The 12,196-nt window shown below is 71.9% G+C and carries 8 protein-coding genes and 2 pseudogenes; all 10 read left to right on the forward strand.

Translation table 11 applies throughout. The features are described from left to right. Nucleotides 1-127: 127 nt before the first annotated feature. Complete coding sequence (iolC, locus tag ACFT4A_RS25290; RefSeq protein ID WP_382833749.1) at nucleotides 128-1,078, forward strand: 5-dehydro-2-deoxygluconokinase; 951 nt, start codon at nucleotides 128-130, stop codon at nucleotides 1,076-1,078. After that, the gene (locus tag ACFT4A_RS25295; RefSeq protein ID WP_215121275.1) at nucleotides 1,075-1,956 is read left to right on the forward strand and encodes a deoxyribose-phosphate aldolase; all 882 of its coding nucleotides are present in this window, start codon (nucleotides 1,075-1,077) and stop codon (nucleotides 1,954-1,956) included. The genes iolC and ACFT4A_RS25295 overlap by 4 nt, the downstream gene beginning before the upstream one ends. 79 nt (nucleotides 1,957-2,035) lie before the next feature. Then, a pseudogene (locus ACFT4A_RS25300) lies at nucleotides 2,036-2,140 on the forward strand (5-deoxy-glucuronate isomerase); the annotation flags it as partial. Nucleotides 2,141-2,175: 35 nt separating this feature from the next. Further along, nucleotides 2,176-4,053, forward strand: a complete 1,878-nt coding sequence (gene iolD / locus ACFT4A_RS25305; RefSeq protein WP_382833753.1) for a 3D-(3,5/4)-trihydroxycyclohexane-1,2-dione acylhydrolase (decyclizing) — start codon at nucleotides 2,176-2,178, stop codon at nucleotides 4,051-4,053. Between the two features lie 14 nt (nucleotides 4,054-4,067). Next, a complete protein-coding gene (gene mmsA / locus ACFT4A_RS25310; protein WP_382833756.1) occupies nucleotides 4,068-5,570 on the forward strand; it encodes a CoA-acylating methylmalonate-semialdehyde dehydrogenase in 1,503 nt (500 codons plus the stop codon). Between the two features lie 61 nt (nucleotides 5,571-5,631). Continuing rightward, nucleotides 5,632-5,781 (forward strand): annotated as a pseudogene (locus ACFT4A_RS25315) (amino acid permease); the annotation flags it as partial. Nucleotides 5,782-5,946: 165 nt separating this feature from the next. Further along, complete coding sequence (locus ACFT4A_RS25320; protein ID WP_382833759.1) at nucleotides 5,947-8,604, forward strand: CocE/NonD family hydrolase; 2,658 nt, start codon at nucleotides 5,947-5,949, stop codon at nucleotides 8,602-8,604. After that, the gene (locus ACFT4A_RS25325; RefSeq protein WP_382833762.1) at nucleotides 8,601-9,467 is read left to right on the forward strand and encodes an ABC transporter permease; all 867 of its coding nucleotides are present in this window, start codon (nucleotides 8,601-8,603) and stop codon (nucleotides 9,465-9,467) included. Before ACFT4A_RS25320 ends, ACFT4A_RS25325 begins: the two co-directional genes overlap by 4 nt. 148 nt (nucleotides 9,468-9,615) lie before the next feature. Further along, nucleotides 9,616-11,112 (forward strand): von Willebrand factor type A domain-containing protein, encoded by a 1,497-nt coding sequence (locus ACFT4A_RS25330; RefSeq protein ID WP_382833765.1) that lies wholly within the window; start codon nucleotides 9,616-9,618, stop codon nucleotides 11,110-11,112. Between the two features lie 148 nt (nucleotides 11,113-11,260). After that, entirely contained in the window at nucleotides 11,261-11,992 is a 732-nt protein-coding gene (locus ACFT4A_RS25335; protein ID WP_382833768.1) for a chaplin, read from the forward strand. Nucleotides 11,993-12,196 lie beyond the last annotated feature (204 nt).

The raw sequence follows: 12,196 nt of genomic DNA on the forward strand, positions 1-12,196 counted from the left end.
GGGGGACCCGGACCAGGACACGCGGAAAGCGCTGTCATGATCTGGTCCGAATGTCCGGACAAAACATTGACAGGGCTTCGCGAAGGGGGCTACAACACCGGGGAGAGCCGACACCGAGGGGTATCCGATGGCGTACGACCTGATCACCATGGGGCGGATCGGAGTGGATCTGTATCCGCTCCAGACGGGCGTCCCGCTGCCGCAGGTCACGTCCTTCGGCAAGTTCCTCGGCGGCTCGGCGACGAACGTCGCGGTCGCCGCGGCCCGTCTGGGACGGCGGACCGCGGTGATCACACGCACCGGTGACGACCCCTTCGGCACCTACCTCCACGAGGCCCTGAAGGACTTCGGCGTGGACGACCGCTGGGTCACCCCGGTCCCCGGTCTGCCCACCCCGGTCACCTTCTGCGAGGTCTTCCCGCCGGACGACTTCCCGCTGTACTTCTACCGCCGGCCCAAGGCCCCCGACCTGGAGATCGACGCCCACGACCTCGACCTCGACGCCCTCCGCGACGCCCGCGTCTTCTGGGTCACGGGCACCGGCCTGAGCGAGGAACCGAGCCGCACGGCGACCCTCGCGGCCCTCGCCCACCGCGCCAAGTCCGGCACGACGGTCTTCGACCTCGACTGGCGCCCGATGTTCTGGCAGGACCCCGACGCGGCCCGCCCGTTCTACGCGGAGGCCCTGCGCCACACCACCGTCGCGGTCGGCAACCTCGACGAGGTGGAGGTCGCCACCGGCGTGCGCGAACCCCACGCCGCCGCCCGCGCCCTCCTCGACGCGGGCGTCGAACTGGCCGTCGTCAAGCAGGGCCCCAAGGGCGTCCTGGCGGTCAACCGCGAGGGCGAGAGCGCCGAGGTCCCGCCGCTGCCCGTGAACGTCCTCAACGGCCTGGGCGCGGGCGACGCCTTCGGCGGCTCCCTGGTCCACGGCCTGCTGGCCGGCTGGGATCTGGAGAAGACCATGCGGCACGCCAACGCCGCCGGTGCCATCGTCGCCTCCCGCCTGGAGTGCTCCTCCGCGATGCCCACCCCGGCCGAGATCGAGGCGGCCGTCACCGCGGGGGCCGTCAAGTGACCGTCGACGTCTCCGAACTCGTCCGCCTGCGCAGCCACCGCCCGGAGGCCATCGCCGAGGCCGCCGCCCGCCGCCCCCGCAGGCCCCTGCTGAACGACAACGGCCGGCTGATGATCGTCGCCGCCGACCACCCGGCCCGCGGCGCCCTCGGCGTCGGCGGCCGCAGCATGGCCATGGCCAACCGCGCCGACCTCCTCGAACGCCTCTGCCTGGCCCTGTCCCGCCCCGGCGTGGACGGCGTCCTCGCCACCGCCGACATCCTCGACGACCTGCTGCTCCTCGGCGCCCTCGACGGCAAGGTCGTCCTGGGCTCGATGAACCGCGGCGGCCTCCAGGGCGCGCGCTTCGAACTCGACGACCGCTTCACCGGCCACCGCCCCGAGGACATCGAGCGCCTCGGCTTCGACGCGGGCAAGCTGCTCCTGCGCATCGACTACGACGACCCGGGCTCCCTCACCACCCTGGAGTCCACCGCCCGGGCCGTCGACGCCATGGCCGCCCGGCGGCTCCCCGTCTTCGTCGAGCCGTTCATCTCCCGCCGCGACGAGACGGGCCGGCTGCGCAACGACCTCTCCGCCGAGGCCGTCACCAAGTCGATCGCCATCGCCTCGGGCCTGGGCGGCAGTTCGGCCTACACCTGGCTGAAGGTGCCGGTCACCGCGAACCCCGACGACATGGCCGAGGTCATGGCGGCCTCCACGCTGCCCGCCGTACTGCTCGGCGGGGAGGTGGGCGACGATCAGGACGGGGCGTACGAGAAGTGGCGCGGCGCCCTCCAACTGCCCACCGTGCGCGGGCTGGTGGTCGGCCGTTCGCTGCTGTACCCGGCGGACGGCGATGTGGCCGCCGCCGTGGACACCGCCGTCGGACTGCTGTGAGGGCCGCTCGATGACCGGTGAGCCGTACGTCCTCAAGGCGACTCTCCCCCTCCCGGGCGGGGAGAGCATGTGCGCGCACGCCCGGGCCCAGATCGCCTCCGGCGCGGGAGGCCGCTTTGCTTTGGCAGGAGCGAAGAGCGAGCGACAACTCCCCGCCCGCTACGGCCCCGCGCCGGAGGTCCCCCACACCACGAGTCGCACCAGGCGGGAGGCACGCCGATGACCACGAGGCTGACGGTCGCACAGGCGCTCGTGCGCTTCCTGTCCGCCCAGTACACCGAACGTGACGGCGTACGGCAGCGGCTCATCGGCGCCACCTGGGGCATCTTCGGCCACGGCAACGTCGCCGGGATCGGCCAGGCGCTCCTGGAGTACCCCGAGGCGATGCCGTACCACCAGGGCCGCAACGAACAGGCCATGGTGCACGCCGCGGTCGGCTACGCCCGGCAGTCCAACCGCCTGTCCACGCACGCGGTGACGACGTCCATCGGCCCGGGCGCCACCAACCTCGTCACCGGCGCCGCCCTCGCGACCATCAACCACCTGCCGGTGCTGCTCCTGCCCGGCGACGTGTTCGCGACCCGCCCCGCCGACCCGGTCCTGCAGCAGCTCGAAGTGCCTTACGCGGGCGACGTGTCGGTCAACGACTGCCTGCGCCCGGTGTCGAAGTACTTCGACCGCATCACCCGGCCGGAGGCCCTGATCCCCTCCGCCCTGAACGCGATACGCGTCCTCACCGACCCCGTCGAGACCGGCGCCGTCACCCTCGCCCTGCCCCAGGACGTCCAGGCCGAGGCCTACGACTGGCCGGAGGAGTTCTTCGCCGAGCGCGTCTGGACCGTACGGCGTCCCGGCGCCGACCCGACGGAACTCGCCGAGGCGGTACGGATCATCCGCGCGGCGAAAAGGCCCCTGGTCGTCGCGGGCGGCGGCGTCCACCACAGCCGCGCCGAGGCGGCACTCGCCGAGTTCGCCGGGACCACCGGCATCCCGGTCGCCTCCACCCAGGCCGGCAAGGGCTCCCTGCGCCACGACCACCCCCAGGACGTCGGCGGCATCGGCCACACCGGCACGGCCACGGCCGACGAACTCGCCCGCACCGCCGACCTGGTGATAGGCGTCGGCACCCGCTACACCGACTTCACGACGGCCTCCGGCACGCTCTTCTCGAACCCGGACGTCCGCTTCCTGAACCTCAACATCGCCCCCTTCGACGGCCACAAGCTCGCCGGGCAGCCCCTCGTCGCCGACGCCCGCAGCGGCCTGACGGAACTCACCGACGCCCTCCGCCCGCACGCCCACCGCGTCGCCGACTCCTACGCCACCGAGTACACCGAGGACAAGGAACGCTGGGAGCAGCGCGTCGACGCCTGCTACGAGGTGGACGAACCGGACACCCGCCCCACCCAGCCGCAGGTCCTCGGCGCCCTCGACGAACTCGCCGACGAGTCGGACATCCTCATCAACGCCGCCGGTTCCCTCCCCGGCGACCTGCACAAACTGTGGCGGACGCGCTCGCGGGACCAGTACCACCTGGAGTACGGCTACTCCTGCATGGGCTATGAGATCCCGGCCGCGATCGGCGTGAAGCTGGCCGCCCCCGACCGGCCCGTGTGGGCGCTGGTCGGCGACGGCACGTATCTGATGATGCCGACCGAGATCGTCACGGCCGTGCAGGAGGGCATCGCGATCAAGGTCCTGATCATCCAGAACCACGGCTACGCGTCCATCGGCGGCCTGTCCGAGTCGGTCGGCGGCGAGCGCTTCGGCACCGCGTACCGCTACCCCTCCGAGGACGGCGCGTACACCGGGTCCCCGCTGCCGGTGGACCTCGCCGCCAACGCGGCCAGCCTCGGCATGCGCGTCCTGCGCGCGAAGACCGTACGGGACCTGCGCGAGTCCCTCGCGGAGGCCCGGGCCGCCGACACTCCCACATGTGTCTACGTCGAGACCCAAACGGCAGACACAGTGTCGGGCGCGCCTCCCGCCCAGGCCTGGTGGGATGTACCTGTGGCCGAGACCGCGACACGACCGTCCGCGGTCAAGGCACGTGAGCTGTACGAACGGCACGTCTCCACCCGACGCCGCCATCTGTGAAGGAGTTCCCGGCCATGACGAAGATCGTCAACCACTGGATCGGCGGCAAGACCGTCGAAGGCGCCTCGGGCACGCACGGGCCGGTGACCGACCCGGCGACCGGCGCGGTGACGACGAAGGTCGCGTTCGCCTCGGTGGACGAGGTGGACGCGGCGGTCGCCGCCGCCAAGGAGGCCTACGCCACCTGGGGCCAGTCCTCGCTGGCGCAGCGGACCTCGATCCTCTTCAAGTTCCGGGCGCTGCTGGACGCCAACCGGGACGCCATCGCCGAGCTGATCACCGCCGAGCACGGCAAGGTGCACAGTGACGCGCTCGGCGAGGTCGCCCGCGGCCTGGAGATCGTCGACCTGGCCTGCGGCATCAGCGTCCAGCTGAAGGGCGAGCTGTCCACGCAGGTCGCGAGCCGCGTGGACGTCTCCTCGATCCGCCAGCCGCTCGGCGTCGTAGCGGGCATCACGCCGTTCAACTTCCCGGCGATGGTGCCGATGTGGATGTTCCCCATCGCCATCGCCTGCGGCAACACCTTCGTGCTGAAGCCGTCCGAGAAGGACCCGTCGGCGTCCCTCAAGATCGCCGAGCTGCTGGCGGAAGCCGGGCTGCCGGACGGCGTGTTCAACGTCGTGCACGGCGACAAGGTGGCCGTCGACCGCCTGCTGGAGCACCCCGACGTCAAGGCCGTCTCCTTCGTGGGCTCGACCCCGATCGCCCGCTACATCCACACCACGGCTTCCGCGAACGGCAAGCGCGTCCAGGCCCTGGGCGGCGCCAAGAACCACATGCTGGTCCTCCCGGACGCCGACCTGGACGCGGCGGCCGACGCCGCCGTGTCGGCCGCCTACGGCTCGGCGGGCGAGCGCTGCATGGCCATCTCCGCCGTCGTCGCGGTCGGCTCGATCGCCGACGAACTGGTGCAGAAGATCCGCGAGCGCGCCGAGAAGATCAAGATCGGCCCCGGCGACGACCCGACCTCCGAGATGGGCCCGCTCATCACCAAGGTCCACCGCGACAAGGTGGCGTCGTACGTCGAGGGCGCGGCGGCCGAGGGCGCCGAAGTGGTCCTGGACGGCACCGGCTACACGGTCGACGGCTTCGAGGACGGCCACTGGATCGGCATCTCGCTGCTCGACAAGGTGCCCACGTCGGCGAAGGCCTACCAGGACGAGATCTTCGGCCCGGTCCTGTGCGTGCTGCGCACCGAGACCTACGAGGAGGCCCTGGACCTCGTCAACGCCTCGCCGTTCGGCAACGGCACCGCGATCTTCACCCGGGACGGCGGCGCGGCCCGCCGCTTCCAGCTGGAGGTCGAGGCCGGCATGGTCGGCGTGAACGTCCCGATCCCGGTCCCCGTGGGCTACCACTCCTTCGGCGGCTGGAAGGACTCGCTCTTCGGCGACCACCACATCTACGGCAACGACGGCACGCACTTCTACACCCGCGGCAAGGTCGTCACCACCCGCTGGCCGGACCCGGCCGACGCCCCGGCGGGCGTGGACCTGGGCTTCCCGCGCAACCACTGAGGTTTTTTCTCCGGGGGCGCCTGCGGTTCTCGCAGGCGCCCCCGGACCTGTTCCCACTGATCTCGCGGTCCTGGTCTACGTCCTGATCCAGCAGGACCCGACGTACCTGCTGTGGACGGGCGGCATCACAGCGACAGCGACCCTGTACTGGGCGTTGTACCTCCGCCCCCGCAGGGAAACACGGTGGCTGGTGTCAGTACCGGAGGCATGAGGGCCTGTCTTCTAGGGGCGCGGGGAACTGCGCGAACAACCACAACGCACCCGCACCCGTACACCACCCGCAGTACGCGAAAACCCCGTGTACACCCCTGGAATGGCATTCACTTCGGCCTCCGGTCGACAACTGTTCGACAGGTTCACCCCGTACCGTTGACGCATGGATCTTCGACTGCCCGGACTGAACGGGCTGCTTCGGCGACCCCGAAGGCTCCTCGCCGCCGGTGCCGCCGTCGTCGTCCTCGCGGGCGCGGGCACGTGGACGGCCGTCGCGGACGACGAGACGCCCCCGGTCCACCGCGAAGACCGCACCCTGGCCACCGGCGACGGCGTGCGCATCGACACCTCGTACTTCACCTCCGGCGGCGACGGCCGCCGCCCCGCCGTGCTGCTCGGCCACGGCTTCGGCGGCAGCAAGAAGGACGTACGGCAGCAGGCCGAGGGCCTCGCCAGAGACGGCTACGCGGTGCTGACCTGGTCGGCGCGCGGCTTCGGCAAGTCGAACGGGAAGATCGGCCTGAACGACCCGAAGGGCGAGGTCGCCGACGTCTCGAAGCTCATCGACTGGCTGGCGAAGCAGCCCCAGGTCGAGCTCGACAAGCAGGGCGATCCCCGCGTGGGCATGGCCGGCGGCTCCTACGGCGGCGCCATCGCGCTGCTGACGGCGGGCCACGACGACCGCGTCGACGCCATCGCCCCGGCGATCACGTACTGGAACCTCGCCGACGCGCTGTTCCCGAACGGCGTGTTCAAGAAGCTGTGGGCCGGCATCTTCGTCAACTCCGGCGGCGGCTGCGAGAAGTTCGAGCCCGCGCTGTGCCGCATGTACGAGCGGGTCGCCGAGTCGGGCAAGCCCGACGCCGAAGCGCGCAAGCTGCTGGAGGAGCGCTCGCCGTCCGCCGTGGGGAAGGACATCGACGTGCCGACCCTGCTGATGCAGGGCCAGTCGGACTCCCTCTTCCCGCTCGGCCAGGCCGACCGGGCCGCGAAGGCCATCCGCGCCAACGGCGCCCCCGTCGACGTCGACTGGATCGCGGGCGGCCACGACGGCGGCGACATGGAGACCGGCCGTGTCCAGGACCGCGTCACGACCTGGTTCGACCGCTATCTGAAGGACGACAAGGCCGCCGACACCGGCCCCGCCTTCCGCGTCACCCGGACCCTCGGCATGGGCTCCGGCGACGGCGAACCCCGTCTGACCGGCGTGACCTCGGACCGCTACCCCGGCCTGGAGGCCAAGCAGCGCTCCATCGCCCTGGCCGGCCGTGAGCAGACCTTCGACAACCCGCCCGGTGCCAGCCCGCCCGGCGTCTCCGCCCTGCCCGGCCTCGGCGGCGCCGGCGGCCTCAGCCAGCTCTCCTCGCTCGGCATCGGCATCTCGCTGGACTTCCCCGGCCAGTTCGCCGCGTTCGAGTCGAAGCCCTTCGGCGAAGACGTCCAGATCACCGGCTCGCCCACGGCCACCGTCCATGTGAAGTCCACCAGCGACGACGCCGTGCTCTTCGCCAAGGTCTACGACGTCGGCCCGGGCGGCGGCTCCCAGCAGGTCCTGCCCTCCCAGCTCGTCACGCCCCTCCGGATCGAGGACGCCAAGGCAGGCAAGGACGTCACGATCACCCTCCCGGCGATCGACCACGAGATCGACGACGGCCACCGGCTGCGCCTGGTCCTCGCCTCCACCGACCTCGGCTACGCCTCCCCGGTCTCCCCGGCGACGTACACCGTCTCCCTCAAGGGCGATCTGAAGGTCCCGTCGGCCCTCGGCCAGCGTGACACCGAGGGCGGACTGCCCGCCTGGGTGTGGTGGATGCCGATCGCCGGCGCCGTGATCGCCCTGGGCCTGATCATCACCGGCCGCCGCCGCACGGCGGCCCCCGCCCCGCCCGAGCCCGGGCTCGCCGAGGTCCCGCTGCAGATCACGGACCTGACCAAGCGCTACGCGAAGTCGTCCGAGCGGTACGCCGTCAAGGACCTGTCCTTCCGTGTGGAGAAGGGCCAGGTGCTGGGCCTCCTCGGCCCCAACGGAGCGGGCAAGACGACGACCCTGCGCATGCTGATGGGCCTGATCAAGCCGGACGGCGGCGAGATCCGCGTCTTCGGCCACGCCATCAGCGCGGGCGCCCCGGTCCTCTCCCGGGTCGGCGCCTTCGTCGAGGGCGCGGGCTTCCTACCGCACCTGTCCGGCCGCGAGAACCTGGAGCTGTACTGGCGCGCCACCGGCCGCCCCGCCGAGGACGCGCACATGGAGGAGGCCCTGGAGATCGCGGGCCTGGGCGACGCGCTCGCTCGCGCGGTGCGCACCTACTCCCAGGGCATGCGCCAGCGCCTCGCCATCGCCCAGGCCATGCTCGGCCTGCCGGACCTGCTCATCCTCGACGAACCGACCAACGGCCTGGACCCGCCCCAGATCCGCGAGATGCGCGAGGTGATGATCCGCTACGCCGCAGCCGGCCGTACGGTCATCGTCTCCAGCCACCTCCTCGCCGAGGTGGAACAGACCTGCACCCACCTGGTCGTGATGGACCACGGACAGCTCGTCCAGGCGGGCCCCGTCGAGGACATCGTCGGCTCGGGCGACACCCTCCTGGTGGGCACGGCCACGCCGGTGGACGAGCCCGTCGTGGAGAAGGTCACCGCGCTGCCGGGCGTCGTCTCGGCCGTGCGCACCGACGAGGGAATCCTGGTCCAGCTCGACGCCGACGGCTCCCCGCAGCGGCTGATCGCCGAACTCGTACGGCTGGACGTGCCGGTGCGGTCGGTCGGCCCGCACCGCCGCCTGGAGGACGCCTTCCTCACCCTGATCGGAGCCGAAGCATGAGCAAGCTCGCCGAGCCGCCCGTCGAGGTCGCCGACGGCTACCGCGCGGGCCGCACCCTGCCCTTCCGGGTCGAGCTGGTCCGGCAGCTGAAGCGGCGCCGCACGATGGTCATGGGCGGCGTCCTGTTCGCCCTGCCGATCATCCTGCTGATCGCCTTCCAGGTCGGCGGCGACCCGGGCGGCAACAACAACCGGGTGAACCTCATGGACACGGCGACCGCGTCCGGGGCGAACTTCGCCGCGGTCAACCTCTTCTCCGCCGCCGGCTTCCTGCTCGTCATCCCCGTCGCCCTGTTCTGCGGCGACACGGTCGCCTCGGAGGCCAGCTGGTCCTCCCTGCGCTATCTGCTCGCGGCCCCGGTGCCCCGGGCCCGGCTGCTGTGGTCCAAGCTCGCCGTCGGACTCAGCCTGAGCCTCGCGGCGATGGTCCTGCTCCCGGTCGTCGCCCTCGCCGTCGGCACGGCGGCCTACGGCTGGGGCCCGCTCGAACTCCCCACCGGCGGCAGTCTGTCCACGGGCACGTCGGCCCAGCGCATCCTGATCGTCGTCGCCTACATCATGGTGTCCCAACTGGTCACCGCGGCCCTCGCGTTCTATCTGTCGACCCGGACCGACGCACCGCTCGGCGCGGTCGGCGGCGCGGTGTTCCTGACCATCATCGGCAGCGTCCTCGACGAGGTGACGGCCCTCGGCGACTGGCGCCACTTCCTGCCCGCGCACTGGCAGTACGCCTGGCTCGACGCCGTCCGGCCGCAGCTGGAGTGGTCGGACATGATCCAGGGCACATCGATTTCCGTAACGTACGCGCTCGTGCTGTTCGCGCTGGCCTTCCGCGGTTTCGCGCGCAAGGACGTGGTCTCCTAGGTCAACGGAGGGTCTCCCACCGGTCTCGACGGGCGGTCTCCGTGGCCGCTTCGAGACGCTTCCGCAACGCCCCGTACCGCACGTTCCCACCCTCCGCGCCGTCACAGTCGCAAGAAGCCGACACCGACGGACCCAGGGGGCACGGACGATGGAGCGGTACCGGACACGAAAGCTGTTGCTCGCGCTCACGGCGGCGAGCGGACTGTTACTCACCGCGTGCAGCGGAGGCGCCGACAGCAGCGGGGGCAGCAAGGCGGCCGACCGCGACGGCTACAGCGCGCCCAGCCGGGGCGACGACCTCAGCGAGCAGGAGGACGACCGCCGGGAGAACCCGCGCCACCTCTCCACCTTCGCCCTCGACGTCGACACCGCCTCCTACGACTACGCCCGCCGCTCCCTCGCCGACGGCCGGTTCCCCGACCCCTCGACGGTCCGCCCCGAGGAGTTCGTCAACAGCTTCCGCCAGGACTACGAACGCCCGGACGGCGACGGCTTCTCGGTCACCGTCGACGGCGCCCGCACCGACGACGAGGACTGGTCCCTGGTCCGCGTCGGCCTCGCCACCCGCACCGAGGAACGCGCCGGCGAACGCCCACCCGCCGCACTCACCTTCGTCATCGACGTCTCCGGCTCCATGGCCGAACCGGGCCGTCTGGACCTCGCCCAGGAGTCCCTCGCCGTGATGACGGACCGGCTGCGCGACGACGACTCGGTCGCGCTCGTCGCCTTCAGCGACGAGGCCGAGACCGTCCTGCCCATGACCCGCCTCGACGGCAACCGCGACGAGATCCACGACGCCATCGCCGAGCTGGAGACCCGGAACTCCACCAACCTCGGCGCGGGCGTCGAGACCGGCTACGAACAGGCCGTCGAAGGCCTGCGCGAGGGCGCCACCAACCGGGTCGTCCTCGTCTCCGACGCCCTCGCCAACACCGGCGACACCGACGCGGACGCCATCCTGGAGCGGATCTCCGGCGAACGCCGCGAGCACGGCATCACCCTCTTCGGCGTCGGCGTGGGCAGCGACTACGGCGACGCCCTCATGGAGAACCTCGCCGACAAGGGCGACGGCCACACCGTCTACGTGTCCGACCCCGGCGAGGCCCGCAAGGTCTTCTGCGAGCAACTCCCGCGCCACATCGACCTCACCGCCCGAGACGCCAAGGCCCAGGTCGCCTTCGACCCCGGGACCGTCGAGGAGTTCCACCTGATCGGCTACGACAACCGCCGCGTCGCCGACGAGGACTTCCGCGACGACCGGGTCGACGGCGGCGAGGTCGGCCCCGGCCACACCGTCACCGCCCTGTACGCCGTCCGCACCGAGCCGGGCGCCGAGGGCCACCTCGCCACCGCCACCGTCCGCTGGCTCGACCCCGACACCCGCGACCCCCACGAGGAGTCCGGCGATCTCGAGACCGACGCCCTCCACGACTCTCTCCGCGACGCCCCGAGCCGCTTCCAGGTCACCGCGGTGGCCGCCTACTTCGCCGACGCCCTGCGCTCGGGAGGCGACGGCATCCCGGGAGCCCCGCGCGGCTTCGGGGAACTCGCCGACCGCGCACGGGCGTTGGCCGACCGCACCGGGGACGGGGCCGTGGACGAACTCGCCGAAGCCGTCGAACAGGCGGCCCGCAGGCGGGGCTGACAAGCCTCCCGGAACACGGCCCGCGCGGCGGGCCAACCGGGTGAACCTGCGGAACCAATCCTCCCGCGCCGGGTTGATGAGGCAGTAGAGCATGCGGCGCTGCGATCTTTCACCGCTGCCCCATTCTTCAAGCAGGAGGACAACTACATTGCGACAGACCCTGAGCAAGGGAGCGTTCGCGGCGGCCGCCGCCACCGGGATTCTGTCCCTGTACGGCAGCCCCGCCCTGGCTGACGCCGACGCGTCAGGCGTGGCGAAGGACTCCCCTGGTGTGCTCTCCGGAAACAGCGTGCAGGCGCCGGTCCACGTGCCGGTGAACCTGTGCGGCAACACGGTCAACGGACTCGCGGCGCTCAACAAGGCGATCGGCAACTCCTGCAAGAACACCTCGCACAAGCCGAAGCACCACGACGGCGGCGCGGGCGCGGACGCGTCGGCGGTCGTGAAGGGTTCTCCCGGTGTGGGCTCCGGGAACAACGTGCAGCTGCCGGTCGACGTGCCCACCAACGTGTGCGGCAACTCCGTCAACGGCGGCGCGTTGTTCAACACGGCGTACGGCAACGACTGCGAGAACGAGTCGTCCGGCGGCGGCTACGGCCACGACCACGACCACCACCACGACACTCCGTCGACGGACGAGGAGAAGACGCCTCCGGTCAAGGAGGTCCCCTCCAGGCCGGACCACGAGACCCCGGACTCCACGACTCCGGACACCGAGACGTCGTCCACCTCCGAGGAAGAGGTGGTCGAGGAGGGCACGCTGCCCCAGCTCGCCGAGACCGGCAGTGAGGCCCTGGCCGCCGCGTCGGCCGCCAGCGCCGCCCTGATCGTCGGCGGAGTGATGATGTACCGCCGCGGGCGCACCACCTCGTCCCGCTAGCGGCTCCCGGGTGCCGGACACGATCCGTCCGGCACCCACCCCGCCCCACCCGCACCCCCCGTCGATCGCGATCCGGGGGGTGTCGGCCGTCCCGGCACCCTCATGCCCCGGCCGCGCGGGTCCCCGCACAGGAAACAGGGCCGGGGGGGGGGGGGGGGGGGGGCCCCCGCCCGCCGCCCCCCCCCGCGGGCGGGCCGGGCGGCC

Origin of the sequence: Streptomyces sp. NPDC057099 (assembly GCF_042671245.1) — a bacterium.
Lineage (GTDB): Bacteria > Actinomycetota > Actinomycetes > Streptomycetales > Streptomycetaceae > Streptomyces > Streptomyces purpurascens.